At 40.9% G+C, this 19,125-nt stretch carries 12 protein-coding genes; 8 read left to right on the top strand and 4 right to left on the bottom strand.

What is annotated here, in order from left to right; all coding sequences use genetic code 11:
• Positions 1-42 precede the first annotated feature (42 nt).
• Positions 43-2,814, bottom strand: coding sequence for a phosphoenolpyruvate carboxylase (locus tag BUB99_RS00060; protein WP_073118297.1), 2,772 nt, complete (start codon positions 2,812-2,814; stop codon positions 43-45).
• A gap of 242 nt (positions 2,815-3,056) precedes the next feature.
• Between BUB99_RS00060 and BUB99_RS00055 the strand changes: the two genes are divergently transcribed.
• Entirely contained in the window at positions 3,057-3,416 is a 360-nt protein-coding gene (locus BUB99_RS00055) for a LytR/AlgR family response regulator transcription factor (RefSeq protein ID WP_073118295.1), read from the top strand.
• Between the two features lie 557 nt (positions 3,417-3,973).
• Positions 3,974-7,933: a hypothetical protein gene (locus BUB99_RS00050; protein WP_139280830.1), complete on the top strand. Its 3,960-nt coding sequence runs from the start codon at positions 3,974-3,976 to the stop codon at positions 7,931-7,933.
• An 87-nt stretch (positions 7,934-8,020) separates the two neighbouring features.
• Here the strand turns inward: BUB99_RS00050 and BUB99_RS00045 are convergent, their stop codons facing one another.
• On the bottom strand, positions 8,021-8,890 hold the full coding sequence (locus BUB99_RS00045; RefSeq protein WP_073118291.1) for a DMT family transporter: 870 nt from the start codon (positions 8,888-8,890) through the stop codon (positions 8,021-8,023).
• Positions 8,891-9,337: 447 nt separating this feature from the next.
• Positions 9,338-10,054 carry a DUF481 domain-containing protein gene (locus tag BUB99_RS00040; protein ID WP_073118289.1) on the bottom strand — a complete coding sequence of 239 codons (717 nt, stop codon included), beginning with the start codon at positions 10,052-10,054 and terminating at the stop codon, positions 9,338-9,340.
• 185 nt (positions 10,055-10,239) lie between these two features.
• Between BUB99_RS00040 and BUB99_RS00035 the strand changes: the two genes are divergently transcribed.
• Positions 10,240-10,959 (top strand): pseudouridine synthase, encoded by a 720-nt coding sequence (locus BUB99_RS00035; protein ID WP_073118287.1) that lies wholly within the window; start codon positions 10,240-10,242, stop codon positions 10,957-10,959.
• On the opposite strand, the gene BUB99_RS00030 is transcribed toward BUB99_RS00035, so the two are convergent.
• Positions 10,948-12,159: a BaiN/RdsA family NAD(P)/FAD-dependent oxidoreductase gene (locus BUB99_RS00030; protein ID WP_073118285.1), complete on the bottom strand. Its 1,212-nt coding sequence runs from the start codon at positions 12,157-12,159 to the stop codon at positions 10,948-10,950. The genes BUB99_RS00035 and BUB99_RS00030 overlap by 12 nt on opposite strands.
• A 107-nt stretch (positions 12,160-12,266) precedes the next feature.
• Between BUB99_RS00030 and BUB99_RS00025 the strand changes: the two genes are divergently transcribed.
• The 5 genes from BUB99_RS00025 to BUB99_RS00005 form a co-directional block, all read left to right on the top strand.
• Complete coding sequence (locus tag BUB99_RS00025) at positions 12,267-13,862, top strand: ABC-F family ATP-binding cassette domain-containing protein (protein WP_073118283.1); 1,596 nt, start codon at positions 12,267-12,269, stop codon at positions 13,860-13,862.
• 220 nt (positions 13,863-14,082) lie between these two features.
• Positions 14,083-16,068 (top strand): OmpA family protein, encoded by a 1,986-nt coding sequence (locus tag BUB99_RS00020; RefSeq protein ID WP_073118281.1) that lies wholly within the window; start codon positions 14,083-14,085, stop codon positions 16,066-16,068.
• 143 nt (positions 16,069-16,211) lie between these two features.
• Positions 16,212-17,162, top strand: a complete 951-nt coding sequence (locus BUB99_RS00015; RefSeq protein WP_073118279.1) for a DUF481 domain-containing protein — start codon at positions 16,212-16,214, stop codon at positions 17,160-17,162.
• A 72-nt stretch (positions 17,163-17,234) separates the two neighbouring features.
• Positions 17,235-18,260, top strand: a complete 1,026-nt coding sequence (locus BUB99_RS00010) for a DUF481 domain-containing protein (protein ID WP_073118277.1) — start codon at positions 17,235-17,237, stop codon at positions 18,258-18,260.
• 203 nt (positions 18,261-18,463) lie between these two features.
• Positions 18,464-19,125 (top strand): hypothetical protein (locus tag BUB99_RS00005; RefSeq protein WP_139280829.1); only part of this gene is annotated, 662 nt, incomplete at its 3' end.

Raw genomic sequence — 19,125 nt, 5'->3', positions numbered from 1 at the left:
TTTCGATTCTCCTTTCCCTTCCTATTTGGATTGACCTCTAGATCAACCTGTATTTCTCATGGCGCTTGCTATTGCATTGATAGTAAGCATTAACTCTAATTGCGTCGCTGTAGCGGCCTCTGTCTTTTCTTCACCTTTCTGCTTTCTCCAAAGTTTCAACAACTGAATCTGCTTTTCGTGTAGGTGTTTCATCAAAGGAGCTCTTAAGAAATTAGAATAGTAGTGATTCTTTCTTCTGTCGTGCATCTCTTCGCCTAACAGGTCAAACAGTACATCTCTCGTCAACTTCAGTTCTGACAGGAATAGGTTTAAGAATTTATCTCTTAGAGACTTATCCTCTACCAGTTCACTGTATTCTTTCATAATTTCCTCATCAGTAGCAGCCAATGAAGTATCGACGTTGGTCAATACGTATCTGATAAAGGTGTCGTCCTTGATGGCTTCCTTAAATGCCTTGTAATCTTCGGGAGCATTCTTCTTCAGATTCGTAAACGATGTGCCTACACCATACCAACTGGTCATATGATATCTAGACTGACTCCATGAAAACACCCATGGAATCGCTCTCAGATCATCCAAAGTATTAGCACCAGTACGTTTAGCAGGTCTCGAACCGATTTTACTTGTTTCGATCGCATCGATAGGTGTTGCCTGACGAAAATACTGCACAAAGCCCTCTTCGTGTGTCAGTTCTTCATAATGCGCTTTGCTACCAGCAGCCAATTGATCCAGTACAGTAGCCAATGGGTGGTATGCACGATCTTGCTGATTATCATTGATACTCTTAGAGAGTGAGTTCGCTACGAGTAACTCTAGGTTGTACTCTGCATTGACTTTGTTCTCATATTTCTGAGCGATCGTTTCTCCCTGCTCTGTCAAACGGATGTTGTTTTTGATAGAACCGTATGGAAGCGCCTTGATGAAATAATGCGTCGGTCCAGATCCTCTACTAATAGAGCCTCCTTTGCCATGGAAGAACAGCAGGTCAACTGAGTGCTTCTCGGCGAGTTCTACCAACATAAATTGCGCCTTGTAGAGGTTCCACTGACTAGCAATGATACCGCCGTCTTTGTTACTGTCACTATAGCCGACCATTATTTGCTGGCTGGCGGTTTCTAGTCCTTTTTCTATTCTGAGATGCTCTAAGCTTCGTTTGGTGAATGGGTGATCTAGGAATCCTTCAAGGATTTCAGGTCCATTCTGCAAATCTTCTATGGTTTCTAGTAGCGGTACGACTGGCAACTTAGACACTAGTCCTTTGTCCGTGTTCAGCAACAAACCCGCTTCACGAGCCAGTAAATACACTGCTAGTAGATCCGACAGAGATCGAGTCATACTGACAATCAGCGACCCCATACCTTCTGTCCCATATTTGCTCACATGGTTTTCTACCACACGATAGCACGAGATCACTGCACTAGCATTTGGTCCCAAATCAGCATTTTGATGCGTGAAAGGACGACTTGATTCTAACTCTTTGGTCAAGAAAGCCACTCGTTTCTCTTCGGTCCATTCAGAGAATTTGTTATCTGAAATCTGTGCGGCCTCTAACAACTGCTCGATGGCTTTGTCATGGAAATCACTGTTTTGTCTAATGTCCAGTTTGGCCAAGTGAAAACCAAAGGTCTCTAAGCTACGAATGGCCAAATTGACATCATCGTAAGCGATAGACTCAGCACCAAAAGCCAACAATTCCTTTTTGAGAAGATTTAAATCCTCAAGCATATCCTTGGCCAGACTATAACGTCCCTCTTCTTCGATCAGCTCAGTAGCATGTCCACGCTCTAGCGCAATCGGCATCTTGGTCATGATCAAGTTGAGAAACTGACGAAAACACTCGCCGTGGTTGCGCTCATACGACTCTAGGCCATGCCCCCCCAACTCCGTTTTCATTTGCTCCATTCGATCTTGAAACGCCTGACTGCACGCCTTGGTGTGATGTGAAAAGCTAAGGTGCTTGACCAGTGTCGTGAGTTTTCTATTGATCACGACGAAAGCATTAAGACGCAATGACTGCAGGGTCTCAGCAGTCACCGAATCAGTGACGAGCGGATGTCCATCTCTATCACCGCCTACCCAGTTGCCAAAGCTGATCTTTGGAAAGCTGTGGTTTTCTAATAGCGATTTTTTGTCCAGCCCACATGAAGACCATGCCTGAATTAGTCTTCTGTCCAAAACAGGAATAACCTCTGGGAAGACATTGACCATGTAGTGTAGGATATTGCGTAGCTCGGATGTCACATCTGGCTTCTCTAGATAGATCTCACCAGTTTTCCAGATGCGATAGAGAGCCAGTTTAATATTGTGACGGATATTGAGCAGCTCATTATTCGAGAACATTCTATTTTCACGATTGACCAACAATAGGTACAAGTCTCTATGGTGATCTAGTACAGTAGCTCTTTTGGCCTCCGTAGGGTGTGCCGTCAATACTGGTTCCACCACAGTCTCGGGCAACTGCTTGAGTATATCCGCTTCGCTCACCTTGTTTTCCAATAGCTCATGGATATTATTGGCAAACAAACCGTGCACAGCATGGTACTCTCTTTCGTTTTCGATTCTGCGTCGATTCTGCACCGCACCGTTTACTTCTACCATATTCACCAGCTGGAACACCAACGAATACAACTGAACATGCTTTGAGGTCATTTCTTCGCCAGACTTAAAAGGAAAATCGTTGATAAACGGAATATCCTTGGCTATGGTAGCTTCTCCGTTTTGCTCTAATATATCCTTCAAACATTCGAGTAAAAACTCAAAATCATGATATGGTTTGCCTAATCGTTCCTTTACTTCTGCTAGAATTTTGTTCATTTGACCTCTTTTAGAAATTTTTTATTAAAAATGGTGTTTTATTATGAAATACAGTTGCAATTTAATGATTTATTAAGACCTACCACACAACAGGAGGCATATATTGAGGAGTGAGAGTACAAGTAGTCTATATTTTTCCCATTAGTTTTTTGATAGTTTTTGAATGCCCCGTTTCATTACTAGTGTTTTTTTGGTTAGACTTGGTACTACTTTAGAACTATTACAGAGATCAATTAATTATAATGGAGAAATACAAGTGTATTGCGATAGATGACGACTTGGTATATTTAGAAATATTCAAGAAACTCGCCGAGCGAGTAGATTGCATGGATCTAGTGGGTACCTATAGTAGTGCAATCGACGGTGCTGTAGGTGTATCAAAGCTCAAACCAGATATTCTGTTTTTGGATATTGAGATGCCTTATTTAGATGGATATGAGACGATTTCTACTTTAGAGAGTAAGCCAAAAATCATCATTGTTTCTTCCCACCTTGAGTATGAAACAGATGAATTGAAAATTGATGTAAAGAAATATGTAAGAAAACCTCTGGAAGGACCAGAACAATTGGCACAGATTGTCAAAGAAGTTATGGCTTCATAATACACTTACACAAAACGATATGATTAGCCTCATGCTTTGCGTGAGGCTTTTTTTGTGCAAAATCATGAAGAAATGCCACGCTTATTTCCAATTGGACCTCTCCTATTTTTTAGCGTAGAGAGCAATTCTGGATTAGTCGGTATTTCTGGGGATAAAAATCAATATTCGACATTGAGCATTCGATATTCATTATTCCTATCATTTAAATATTACCTCAAAGACTCATAATAGGTGATTATTTTATAAAAAACAATAACGAATTTCGAACAATGAATCTTGAATAACGAAATGATCTACTCCCTCTCCCCCAGAAATACGGAGTGATCCGTAACCCTCCTATAACATCACATTTGGCTGGGGGACGTTAAAATGCTTTTGCCTGAGTTTAACTCATTGGGTTAAACTCAGGCAATTCTAACTTACTTTTGCTGTAACTTTTGTGCATCACTAACGATATGGGTTCATCTCCTTTTACTAAACTGAAAAAACGAATTATTACGTGGGTATCTATATTCATTGTATTGATTTTAGCTTTTTTGGGCGTCCTAAAATTAGGAATGCATTACTCCAGCGATATTCTTTATGAATTGGTAAAAAGGGAGTCGAATGGTTATTATCAACTCTCTTTTGAAGAGATCAATATCGATGTATGGAACAGGGCAATCAAACTTGAAAAAGTATTCTTAAAGCCTGATTTAAACAAAGACTTTTATGCCAAAGGGCTGACCAACCTTTATGATCTAGAATTGGCCGGCCTGCATATTGACCTTGAGTCCATCAGTAGTATATATATCGATCGCAAGTTGATGATTGAGAATATTCGAATCATCGATCCTAGGATACATATCATCAGAGAAAAGAATGCACCAGTCGAAAGCTTCAGTTTACAAACAGGCAACTTATACAAAGAGGTCTCTGATTACCTCAAAGTACTTCGAGTTGATCTTTTCAGTATTGAAAATGCAGAATTAGCACACTCTTCTAGCCAGTTAGGCATGGGCAATATTGACTTGTCAGTTAGAAATTTCCTGCTAGATTCAACATCTAATTTTAATAAGCAATTTTACTCTGAAAGTTTAGAACTAGAAATTCGCAATCAGCATTTCCTACTAAGTGACGGCATTCACCAATTAAGCTTTGATCGGTTTCTGTTGTCAACTTCTGATTCTGTACTGACTTTTGAAAACCTCGTATTGAAGCCTATTCATGAAGAGGGAGTCTACTTGGATAAACTAGATGACAAAATCATCTATAATATTATGATTCCTAGACTACAGTTGAGGGGAGTTGATTATTTCTCCGCTTACCGCCAAAACCATCTGGAAATGGAGGAGCTTTCACTCACGGATTCTCATATATACATTAAGGATCAAACAGACACTAAAAGTGATGATACGGCGAAAAAAGACAACTCTCTGCTCAAAGAGCTGATCAACATTTTTGATGAAGTGAAGGTTGGAAAAATGAGACTGATCAATACGGGATTGAATGTTAAAACCAACGATGATTACAACCACAACTTTCAACATGTGAAGTCCGAAAGGGTAGATATTGTGCTCTATGATATCCAAATAGATAGCAGTAATTATCATTTTGACTATGGTAAAAAGTACTTTGAAGACGTTGATATTAACATTAAAGACTACAGTGCATACCTGCCTGATAGTATCCATACAATGCACTTTGACCAGTTCAGATTGAGTTCATTCGATTCTTCATTGGTTTTTAAAAATTTCAAGATTTCGAACAATGGGAAAGAAAGCCCGTCAGACATGTTCCTTTCCATTGACCTCCCCTTGCTTAGTCTCAAAGGGTTGAACTTTTTGGATATTTTGACTCATCAGAAGTTGCTCATCACCGAAATGCAACTCCAACAGCCAAATGTGGTTTTTGAAAAGAAGCTTAGACAGTCCGAAAAGATGTCTCTGTCCCCAGACAGCATTTATGCGATGATAGATAGTTATCTCAAAGTGGTGGGTATACAAAAACTAACCCTCAGCCAAGGCGTGTTTTCTATCAACAATCAGTTCAATTTTAAAAAAGCCAATTTATGGGTGTCAAACTTCAATATGCATAGCAATTCTCACTCTTGGTATGATGTATTGGAAGACATAGAATTAGAAATGCAGCAAATACAGATAGGTAATAAATCTATCGGAATCAATGCTGGACAGGTGAAGCTAGACCGGAGGGCTAGTCGTTTGATCCTAGACGGGTTGCAGGTTAATTACGCTGATCAGAATACATCGCTATCAGGAGACCTTTCTAAGCTAACGATCGCAGGCATCAACCTAGATAGCCTATCTAGAGGGTATTATCTAGGTTTTGATTCCATTCGTTTGAATAATCCACAGTTTAAAGTCGATATACTGAAACCCAAAAGGGACAGCGTGAAAAAGAAAGCTTTTGGTAATAAATATATAGAGATCGTCGATGGTCAGGTTAATGGATTCAGGTACGATTCTACAACCTTTAGCCTAAAGCATCTCTATACAGAGCTAACACTGGGATCGCACAACCGCGTCCATTTCGGTCAAGCTGAACATATCAGTTTTGCCTCACCCAAATCAGCACATCAATTGAAAATCAGTAAATTAAAGCTGACACGAGTACAAGATTTAATCATCGAGAATCTCGAACTACACAGTATGGAGACTAAAACGCCCAATAAGGTTGAAGCAAATGGTCACACTCCTGCTATCACCCTCTATCGTTTGAACCAAAAGATGATTTGGGAAGAAAATAAGTTGGTGGGAGATAGTTTATTGATCCAGCATCCAGATTTTAATGTAAATCTAAACGCTATCAATACAGGCCTAGCGTCCACAGATACAGAGGTAGCGTTTCAAAAAATCATTGTAAAAAAAGCTAACATGGCGTTTTCTGACCATGGTCAGAAGGCCATTGAAAAGATAAAGACACCAGAGTTGTCTCTAACACTAACTAACTTCCAATATCCTCAAAAATCAGTGTTGGATGCTCAGCATTTGCTTTATGCAGATGATGTGACATTGAATGTTAAAAATCTACAGCCTATCATGACCAATGGCGATGAACTCGTGATCGGACAGCTGAATTTCAACAAAAAGAATGCACTAATACGCGTAGACTCCTTACACTTTGATCAAGAAAATAGTGCTAGCTCCGCCTTTTTGCCACAGATTAAAATAGTCGGGCTTGATCTCGATGCGTACGTGAATAAGCAGCAGCTCGTACTAGACAGTGTACAAATGACTCAGTCACACATCTCTATAGATCATCAAAAGCCCAATAAAACTCAGCGTGATTGGGCCAGCAGCATTCCTGAGCTAGTGGATATTAAGTACTTTTCTTCGACAGCTACGGAAATAGAACTCAGAGACAGTTCGAAACTATATGAAGTTCATAAGGGAGAATTTAAAGTCCAAAAATTCTATGCTCAAGGAGAGATTACTTGGGATCGTTTTTTTGATTATAGCCAATATGCCTCTGCTAGTGGCGAAAACCTATCGCTCTCGCTGGGTGATGGATATCATCTGACTATCAATCAATACGGCATGGAGCACCCAGAAAACACACTCACATTGAATCAGATCAACCTCAGCTCGGATTTTACTGCCTCGGAGTACAGTGCCAACTTGACGATACAAAAAAATTGGTATGACGTCAGTGTGAATGCTATTACTGCTAGTGGTTTGGATTGGGACAGGTCTCTGCGCCTACGTCAGTATTATGCGGAGAAAGTACTGATCGATGGAGTCAATGCCTTGGTCTACCGCGACAAAACTGCTCCGCTGCAAACAACTAAAACCAAAGCACTCCCACAAAGCATACTCCGTAATATTGACACCTGGTTCTATTTGGATACTCTGCAGGTCAAAGGCGATATTACCTATCAACAGCGGCCTGCTGAAAAAGAAAAATTGGGAGAAATCAGTTTCAATAGTTTGGACGCCTCATTGCTTCATGTCACTACTGTAGATAGCATGTCCAATGCCTCCATGCAACTGATCGCTACAGGACAACTGATGAATACGGCACCTTTTGAGGTTAATGTCATGTTTGACATGCAGGACCCTAACGACAAATTTATTTTCGCCGGGCAGATCGATCAAATGCAATTGGGCGCATTGAACAAGATGCTCCGACCTGTAGCCAATATCAACATCAAAGACGGATATGCTAAGCAAATACTGTTCAATATTACCGCTGACAATGAACTGGCTAGAGGTCAAATGTTCCTGCGCTATGACAACTTGAAAATTCAAATTCTGAACCCTGAGACCAATGATCTACAAGGTATCAACCATGGCATCAAGACCTTCTTCGCCAACACCTTTGTCATCAAACATAAAAACCCAACATTCATCCTCGTGAGACCTGGGGCTATATTCCAGCAAAGAGATCCTTATCGCGCGATCTTTCATTACTGGGGACAGGCACTTCTCAGTGGAGCTGTGAGCAGTATCGGGATCAATAAAAGTGAAAAAGAGGAAAAAAAATACAGCAAAGAATCGATAGAATCTAGTATTGAATAAAACGGTAATACCAGATTCATGGCATGCGTGTTTTTTATATGACAAAACCATCACAAGCAACGTTACGCTTTCTCTACAAGGCCTCTCCTACTTTTTAGCATAGAAGAATAGGCCGACGGAACAGACTACAATCCCTACGATTTCAGAAAGGCTCAAATGTTCATGTAGAATTGGCCAAGCCAAGATAGCCGTCACAAACGGCACAAATGAAAAGTAGATAGACAAATTCATGGCGCCAATGTGCTTCAGCGCATAAAATGTAATGAGCAACGTCACGATACTAACCAGTATTCCCTGATAGCCAGCTTGCAAAACAATAGTACTTATAGGCGTGCTAGATATACCACTATCGGACATCCACCAGATGGGCAGGAATAATACGGCATTGATAATCGGCAAAAATGCTAACGCGTCTTTGGAGGTAAAACCATATCGCTTTCCAAGAAACATATAACTTGAGAACACGAGAGACGCACCGATCAGCATCAACCAACCAAACCAATTGTCCCGAACAGCCTGAGGGTGCCCCATCATAATGAGGTTAGCAATTAGTATCAAGCCAATAGCAAACAACCTACGCTTAGTCGTACGTTCACCCAAAACTAAAAAGGCCAGAATAACGCCAAACACAGGGAGCAAACCATTGACAATCACACCAGCATTGGCTGCTTTGATGCTCATCAAGCCGTAAAAAGAGAACATTGTATAAGGAAATCCACATCCTAACGAGACGACTACTGCTTTCCACAGTGTAACTTTCTTCCAATCATAGCGCAGCGAAAACGGCAAAGCAAACAAAGTAGCCGTACCATAGCGAATCATCGTGATGTCTGAGGGGGTTAGACTCGACTGAACCCCTGCTCGGGACAAAATAATCCATCCCGACCAAGCAAATACCATAAATACTGCCCCCAAAGATGCCCATAATACAGGGTTCGCTTGGGTCTTATCTAACATAGAGAGGTGTTTCATTGCGGGCGCAATATTATAGAAAACTCATGGGCTAGGACTAAAATCAAACAAAGTAAAAACAGATTTAGGATATTAACTAGATCACTATTGGCTGAAAGCACCATAGGTTTAGAGGAGAATGAAATTCTCTTACATTCCGAATCAAGACCTTAGATCGCTAGACACTAGATTATAGACAAAAAAGTATCAAATTTCTATCTAGAGACTAAAATCTAAATACGAGTATCCTATTGAGGTTGATAGAAGCTAAAGCGAGATGCACTAAAGTCCATAGTTTTAACTCCAACTCTGACCAATAAATCGCTTTCAGAACTAGCTCACAAGCTATTATCTTTCTAATCGCTCAATCCACTTCGATCCAAAATTCAAAAAGCTCGTCCGCCGTAGCGGAACACGAAGGCAGACTAAACCCCAAAAGCTATCGGGCAGCAATTAAAAAACATAGCGCACGCCATTGCTGATCCCGTATACGGTTTTATTGATATCTATGACTGGTTTATCTTCGTAGTGAACCATCCCTTCAGCTACAAACGAAAAATGCTCCGTTATCTCAAATTCCAATTGTATATCGGCACTGATTCTGTTTCTGAAGGCATTTATATCCCCATCATACCCTACCTGATAGAAAGTGATAAAACTCAGCGTAGCACTTTCTGACACATCCAAATTAGACTTTAAGTAAGTAGATGATTTCCAAAGATTTATGTTTACCACTTCACTCACTGCATCAAAGGTCTCCCATCTCTCATACTCATTCAATATCCCCGTACCCATATCTAGTTCAAACCCATCAAAATCAAAGAAGCGATATTTAATCCCGACTCCAGCTAAATGCCTAGAATCCAATCTACGACTGGCATCAAAGGAAGATTGTAAGAACAACTCGTAGGAAAGCCTTCTCTTTCGAAGAAAATTAGCTCTAAAGTGTAGATACCCCGTACTGATAATGGGGTCTCCAGTAGCGCGATAATAGTTCAGTTCTCCACTCTGGAAGTAGGCATGTTTCTTAGACACATAGGCTACATCGAGTGCTGACTCTATCGTCAATAGTTTTGCCGATTCGTCAGGAGTCGGACTCCTGTTATCTGCCTCAAAGAAAAAATCAAACCCACCGTAAAAGTAATTCGACGAATCAGAGGTTACATCCATTTTATTGACATTTAGGATTTGACCATATGTAGAAAAGCATAGTATTGACTGGAGGGCAAAAAGAAAGAGTAAAGACCGAAGCATAATAAATTGTCAGTGTTAGTTTGGAGAGGTAAAATATAAATTTGTATAGAACTATGAAAGGCAAGACTCGACGAAAAGGATATATACCCTAACTTCGAACCGTGAACGAAACAGAGACAGCTCCGAAACTTGAAATCCTATATCAGGACGAAGATTATGTGATCATAAACAAACCTCACGGATTGCTAGTGCATCGCAGCAAAATGGCGGCCAACACCAACCGTTTTGCGCTTCAAGAGCTACGTAACCAGCTCAATAGACACGTTCATCCCGCACACCGGTTGGATAGAAAAACCAGCGGAGCTTTGGTATTCGCTTTAACTCAAGAAGCCTTAAAAGCTGTGAGACAGGAGTTTGAAAAACTAGCAATAACCAAAACCTACTGGGCAATCGTCAGAGGATACACAGAGGATGAAGGCTGTATCGATTACGCACTAACGAACGACAAAGGAAAACTTCAAGAAGCAATCACACGCTACCGAACGCTAGACCGTAGTGAGATTGATGTACCCTTCGGCAAACATCAGACGTCTCGCTATTCACTGGTCGAAGTGTACCCCGAAACAGGCCGCATGCATCAGATCCGAAAGCATTTGGCACACATCTTCCATCCCATCATCGGAGACAGGCCCATTGGCTGCAACAAGCAGAACAAGCTGTTCTTAGAAAAATGGAACATGAACACCATGCTACTGCATGCCAAAAACATCTCCTTTCATCACTATGCACTAGACAAACGTATCTCTGTCAGTGCGTGTCTACAGCCAGAGTTTATTCGGATGATTGAGACCTTGGGGTTTAGTAAAGAGCTACTCTCCTAATTTTCCCGCCACGAAACCTGTACTCCATGCTGCCTGAAAATTGAACCCACCAGTGATCCCATCGACATTCAGCACTTCTCCTGCAAAATACAGCCCCGGTACTTTTCGGCTTTTCATGGTGTTAAAGTCTACATCTGCATTGTCCACACCACCACAGGTCACGAACTCTTCTTTGAAGGTCGTTTTGCCTTGAACTGAATAGGTATCGTTGCAAAGTACATTGATCAGACGGTTTCTTTCCTTTTTACCAAGCTCGTTCCATCGTTTGGTCTCCTCTATCTCTACGCGATCCAATAGATAAATCCAAAGACGCTTCGGTAGTTCAAACGGGTTGACATTCACCACGAGTTTCTTCTCAAAACTGGCGAGAGACGACTGGAGTTGCTCCCTGACCTGCTCCTCGTTATCCCAACTAGTCCAGTTGACCTGTATGCTAAAATCATACTGGCGATCGTACAACGCTCGAGCACCCCATGCCGACAGTTTTAGCACGGCTGGCCCGCTCATCCCCCAGTGAGTTATCAACAGCGGCCCAGAGACTACCAGTTTAGTTCCTTGGATCTTAACAGTTGCTTTGGATAGCCCCGTCCCTGGGAGCTGTATCAGTTTTCGTTCATTGGGGATGTTAAAGGTGAATAGCGACGGCACAGGGTCTATGATATGATGGCCTAGTTGTTCGAGCCAAACATAAGATTCCTTTTTGGGACTCCCGCCAGACGCGACGATGACATGGCTGTAGGTTGTCTCACCGTCTTTTGTAACGAGTCTAAAGTCATCCTCACCAGAGATCAGTTGTGTAATTCGATGGTTCTGTCTTACTACTATTCCCAGTTGACTACACTGCGTTCTCAGACAATCAATAATCGTTTGAGAATCATCTGTAATCGGAAACATACGTCCATCAGACTCTGTTTTGAGAGACACTCCTCGTGACTCGAACCAGTCGATAGTACTTTGCCTATCAAAGTGTGAAAAAGTCTTCTTGAGAGGCTTGGTCCCTCTGGGGTAGTGCTTGAGAAACTCCGCATTGGATTCACAGCCGTTGGTGACATTGCACCGTCCGCCTCCAGACACTTTTACTTTGGATAGCGTCTTACCTGACGCCTCCAGTATCTCTACGGTCGCACCTGGGTGATGCGCTTTGCATGACAATGCAGCAAAGAACCCTGCTGCTCCCCCCCCTATTACGGCTACTTTCATAGCCCAAAGAAAACAAGATAAACCCAAACCAAGTACATAAGTAATGGTTCTATTGTTTCGATAGACTAATGATTCTTCTATCTTTGCGCCTTCAAATAATTAGGTCTATGATTTCAGCAAACAACATCTCTCTCCAATACGGTAAAAGAATTCTTTTTGACGAAGTAAACATCAAGTTCACGGGCAACAACTGCTACGGTGTGATTGGTGCCAATGGCGCGGGCAAGTCTACCTTTCTAAAGATTCTTTCTGGCGAGATACAGCCTAATACAGGTAGCGTCGTATTGGATCCGGGCAAACGCATGGCGGTATTGAAACAAAATCACTTTGAGTTTGATGAAGAGACTGTTATCAATACGGTAATGAGAGGTCATACGGAACTATGGGCGATCATGCAGGAAAAAGATGCGCTGTATGCTAAACCTGATTTTAGCGAAGCAGATGGTATTCGTACTTCAGAGCTAGAAGAGAAGTTTGCAGAGATGGATGGTTGGAATGCTGAACCCGATGCAGCCAGTTTGCTAAGTGGTCTGGGGATCAAAGAAGATGACCACTATCAACAACTCAAGGAACTCAATGGTAGCCAAAAAGTAAGAGTGCTACTCGCTCAAGCACTATTCGGCAACCCAGATCTTTTGATTCTGGATGAGCCAACCAACGACCTGGATCTTCATACGATCTCTTGGCTAGAAGACTTTCTTTTGGATTTCAAAAACACTGTAATCGTTGTCTCGCATGATAGACACTTCTTGGATACAGTATGTACTCATGTAGCAGATATCGACTTCAGTGCAATCAAAATATTCACTGGTAACTATAGTTTCTGGTACCAATCTAGTCAGTTGGCACTGACTCAGCGTAGCTCTGTCAACAAGAAGGCCGAGGAGCGCAAAAAGGAATTGCAGGACTTCATTGCTCGATTTAGTGCCAATGCTGCCAAATCCAAACAAGCCACTTCGAGAAAGAAACTCTTAGACAAAATCAACATTGATGAGATTCAACCTTCATCGAGACGATACCCAGCCATCATATTCAACCAAAATAGAGAAGCTGGTGATCAAATCTTAGAAGTAAAAGGATTGAGCAAATCGGTATCTGGAAAGCCGCTGTTTACTGACTTTGATCTCTTTGTGAATAAGGGAGACAAAATTGCTTTCCTAGCAGACGATAGTTTGGCCATCACCAACTTATTCAAAGTCTTCATGGAAGAAGCTAAAGCTGATAGCGGCACCTTCAAATTCGGCCAGACGATCACCACCACCTACCTCCCGAATGAAAACGAAGAGTTTTTTAAGACGGATGAAAATCTCATCGATTGGTTGAGAGAGTATTCTACAGGGGAGAAAGACGAAGTATTCATCAGAGGGTTCTTGGGCAAGATGCTTTTTTCTGGAGAGGAAACCTTCAAAAAAGCAAGTGTACTCTCTGGAGGTGAAAAAGTGAGATGTATGCTCTCCAAAATGATGCTAAACGAGGGCAACGTTTTGATCCTTGACGAACCTACCAACCATTTGGACTTAGAGTCGATTCAGTCACTCAACAACGCGCTAAAAGACTTTCCTGGTACGATTCTATTTACCTCTCATGACCATGAGTTTGTTCAAACTGTTGCGAACCGTATCATAGACCTGAAAGATGGTAAATCTTACGCAGATAAATTGAGTACTTTTGATGATTATCTTGCGACTATTGAAAAGTCATAAACCGCTATAGTATAGGTTGTTAAACTAAATAGTTGTAATTATTTATTTAATCAAGGAATGCTTTCCTTATTTATGTGTATTTTCACTTAGATAGGAGTTAAGATTTTCTCTTAATTCCATTAAGCAATACGCTTAAATACTAGTGTTTGATAGAATTCATACAGATGATTATAAATTGTCTTCACTAGTTTTGACTTTCAACCATTTGAGAAGATATTAGATGAAGCATATATTTTGGATATTATTACTGGCTAGTCAAGTAACTTTTGCGCAAAGTATATCTGAGAAAAAACTGAGCAAAAAGAAACTAATAGAGCAAGCTGATTATTATTTCTTTCAGGAAGACTTTGTCAAAGCATTAGAGTTGTACAGTGACATACTAGACAACTACCCTCGCAATCACTATGTGCAGTATCACAAGTATGTAGCTTACCAACTCACAGCAGGCACGAGCGAAAACTTGGACTCTCTCAAAGAATATGAAGCCAATGAAGGAAAAACAGACAAGTTCTATAACTACTGGCTAGGCCGTATACATTACAACCGCTATGAGTTTGATATTGCTGAGAAGCATTTTCAAGCCTTTCTAGATTTAGATATCTATAAAACCAAAGAAATCACCGTAGAGACGAAACAACGACTAAAAGAGACTGTCAAAGCGCAAGAATTTTACCTTTCTCCTAACGAGTTTGAGGTCGTGAACCTAGGTTCTCCTATTAACTCAGCATACGATGATTTATCCCCTGCATTCTTCTCTGGGCATAGTGAGTTAATGTTTATCTCTTCGAGAGATTATGCTCATGAAGGCACAGACTATAAAAAACCGACGACTCATTCTGTCTTTCATTGCGTCAAAACGGGTGAGTCTTGGGACACCCCCACCTCGATTGATGCGCTAGGAACTTTTACCGAGAAGAATGCAAAAATTGAAGTAGTCAACAATGACGGCAGACTGTTCCTATACAAAACAGAAGCAGGTAAGAGTCAACTATATTTCAGCCAACCAATCAAGAACAGCTGGTCAAAACCTATCATATTTGATTCGCGACTAGGTTCGGCCAACATCCAATCTCACTTTTTCATCAATGATGCGGAGACGGTTATCTACTTCTCTTCAAAAACAGACAATGGCGACTTGGATCTATACCAAAGTATCTATGATCCTGCCAGACAAAGCTGGTCATCTCCTGTGGCAGTGCCTGGTTTAGTCAATTCACAATATGATGAAGACAGTCCCTTTTTATCACATGATGGCAAAACGCTCTATTTCAGCTCTAACAATCCAGAATCTATCGGGGGGCACGACATTTTCATGTCGACATGGAATGAAGGCAGCTACGGCTGGGGCACGCCTGTCAATCTGGGCTTCCCTATCAATACAATCAATGATGAAATCAACTTCCAGATGAATGAAGATGACATATCAGGATTTATGAGTTCTGATAGGTTGCATGGCAAAGGAGGCTTTGACATCTATTACTTCCACAAACAAGGCAAAGTGTTGGTAGAGGGAACGGTTTTTAACAATGCAGATGGTAGTCCCGTGGCGAATGCACGAATTGACCTTAAGCCAATCAACAATGATGACGAGACTTTTAGAACACATACCGATCAAAATGGGCACTACGAAACGGAAATCTTCACCAATGAGAATTTCAAAGGGCTCATCTATGTAGGCAACCAGCTGGCTCATACAGAGACTTTTAAATCTGAGCATCCAGAGCATAGTAAATCATTCGAACAAAACTTTAGAATTGATATCCCAGAGCACGTAGAAGAAACTGATTTTAAAACGCTCTATGACAAGAAATCTGAGCAAAAATATGAGCGAATGGAGATGCTTGGTAGCAAATTTAGAGCGGGAGAAAAAGCCATGCTTCGAAACATCTATTTCGATGTTCATTCGGCGCAGTTGACACAAGAGTCCTACCCTGTCCTCAAAGAACTCTATCTCATGCTCAACAAAAACAAAAGTCTCAATGTTGAAATAGGAGGTCACACTGACAATACAGGTACGCTACAGAGTAACATGGACTTATCCCTAGCCAGAGCGGAATCGGTAAAGGCATACTTAGTAAAGCAAGGGATCGCAACCAATAGACTAATCACAAAAGGCTATGGCCCTACAGAACCTCTGGCCTCTAATGACGATGAAGTCAATGGACGAGAACTCAATAGAAGAATAGAGGTACGTGTACTAAACTAATCCTGTCGCAATCAGCTTAATTTATAATATATTTGCCCTCAAACTACAGAAAACAAACATCTGAAGCATTGAGGAGCCTTTTAGTTGTACTATTTTTATTTATATCCTTTGGTATCCAGGCTCACAATAGAGATACGGTGACCATGAGCAACAATCAAGTGTTGATTGGTGAAATTAAAGGCATGGAACTAGGGGTGCTCAGCATCGAGACTGATTACAGTGATAGCGACTTCAAGGTTGAGTGGAGCAATGTAAAAGGACTCAACACCTCTGCGGATTTTATCATCATGTTGAGCTCTCGCTACCGCATCAAGGGAACCATCAACATGGATGAATACAACCCCCAGTATCTCATAATATCACCTGTGGAGGGATCCAGATTATTTGCCAAAATAGAAGATATCGTATATTTAAAGTTAACCGAAGATGGTTTTTGGGATAAAGTTAAAGCGAGTATTGATGGTGGGTACTCGATCACCAAAGCTAGCAGCACAAAGCAACTTACGATCAATGGAGATTTTAGCTATACCAACACCGCACTGAATGCACAGGGCTATATCAAGCTACTGGACAACAGAGTAGAAGAAGATACAACGATCATCAAAACAGTACGAAACAATACTGGTAGCAACATCAGAGTATTCCTGAACAAGAGCTGGTTTATATCTAGTGCTGCAGATCTACTGCAGAGTGATGAGCAAAACCTAGCCTTACGATCCACTAATCAAGTAGGTATCGGTAAAATACTCGTAAGAAATCACCTCGTGTTTTTATACTCTTCAGTAGGGGTTGCTTCCAACACCGAAAAATTCAAAGATGGTGATGATTATTCTCAATCTTTAGAAGGCTTTGCCGAACTAGAGCTCAATGCATATGGTTATGATGACTTCACATTTTACACGAAGCTTCAACTTTATCCTAGTTTATCTAAGGAAAATCGTTTTAGAACAGTATACAATTTTAATGTGAAATACGACCTTCCCCTGGATTTCTACGTAGGTGCTAGTGCGACCCTCAACTACGACAACAAACCTGGAGAGGATGTTTCTAAATTCGACTATGTATTTCAGTCGGTATTTGGCTGGAGTTTCTAGCCCTACCAACCCACCTCCAACCACTCAATCCTTACTCTTATTGTTTACATTTTAATAAAAATCAATTTTTACATGCAGCGTTTTATTCTATTAGGAATACTCTTATTTACATTTTTCAATAATCATGCACAAGACATACTCACACTGAACAACGACGACACCATAGTAGGTGATGTTAAATCATTCGACAAAGGAGTGTTAATCTATGGCACATCATATAGCAAGTCAAATTTTAAGATTGATTGGAAATCGATCAAAAGACTTCAGACCAATGACACCTACATTATTCAAGTCCGAAATGGGAAGAGCATTTCCGGTACCATATCTATAGAAGACAGTCTAGCTACTATCACTGGAAATGATAGTATCACTGTAGTAGTGCCTACTATAGAAGTCGTTTATTTGAACTCCATTAGCAAGGTTTTTTGGGATAGAATGAGCTTGTCTATTGATGGTGGATACACACACTCAAAGGCAGCAAATAATGACCAGCTCACCCTAAGAGGAACCGCTTCTTACTTATCAACTAAAATAAACCCCGACCTATACTTCAACTTTGTAGACAATGCCATCGATGCAAATGACTCTGTCAGAGTTAGAAAAAGACGGCATAACTATGGCGGAAATGTAAGAGTCTTCTTGACCAACTCTTGGTTTGGCATTACGGGTGCTGACTTTCTAAAATCTGACGAAATGCTCATGGACCTAAGAAGCACGTACACTTTGGGACTGGGCTACTATCCCATCCGAAACCACAAAATGTATCTCAATATATCTACAGGTGCGGCGATCAACGACGAACGCTACCAAGCAGAAGCCATGACAGATAACACAGCAACTACAGAGGGCTTTGTCAATGCTGAGCTCAATGCCTTTGGACTCAAAGATGTCAGTATCGTTAGTTCTCTCAACTACTTCCCTAGCATTACCGATTGGGGACGAAACAGACTGAATTTCAATGTGAATGTGAAATTTGACTTACCGAAAGACTTCTACATTGGTATGGGGTACACGCTCAACTACGACAGTGATCCCAATATTGAATCTATAAGCACAAGTGACTATGTAGTACAGACTACTGTTGGATGGAGTCTTTGATCGCTGCTAGCCTTACAATCTATCTTAAGTATTTACTTAGAGGGAACCACCTATTGTATAGGTAATTCTCTTAATAGGTAGGTAATCACATTATTTTATATGCTTTTTTACAGTTAATTTTTGCTTTTATTAACATCTAATAACATATTGTTAATAGAAACTAAATATTATCCCAAAATATTTAGGCTTAAACAGTTAGCAGCATGAAAAGCATAATTACTAATGGTGTATATACACTACTCTTAATCGCATGCGCAAGCATGAGTCACGCACAGAGTGCCGACTTCACCAATGGAGAAATAGCATTTAATGAAGGCAGACACAGAGAGGCACTTTCACTCCTCAATCAAGCCGTTCATAATGATATGTACTTGATGAAAGGCAAAGAGATACCAAAGGCCTATGCTTATCTCGCAATCATCAGAAATGAATATCTAGAAAAAAAACTAGAAGGGGGAACTATTCAAACACTACAGGAAAATCCAGGATTACTCAACAGTACGATTGGTGATGTTCAAAATGCACTGAAATTTCAGGACAACGGGTCTAAGATTCTAGTAAATCGTGCCCAGAGTCAGCTGATTAACAATGCCATGAAAGTAGGAAAAATAGTAGCCGACTCACTTTTAGAGCTTGACCTGGAGGTAGATGTAAAACAAGCGAATCAACTAGCTGTGATCTTGAATTTTGAATTAAAGGATCTATCAGAGATTAGTGAAGACAACTGGGAGCTGCATGATATGATTGGACTATCTCACTATATATTAGGAGAAGAGGATTTGGCTATGTTGGAGTTCAAAAGAAGCAGAGATGTGTATAATGCTACGGGCGAGACGACACTTTCTGAACTACACCTTTACAATTG

It is taken from the genome of Reichenbachiella agariperforans, from assembly GCF_900142205.1.
Lineage (GTDB): Bacteria > Bacteroidota > Bacteroidia > Cytophagales > Cyclobacteriaceae > Reichenbachiella > Reichenbachiella agariperforans.
This window is presented reverse-complemented; position numbering and strand designations above follow the sequence as displayed.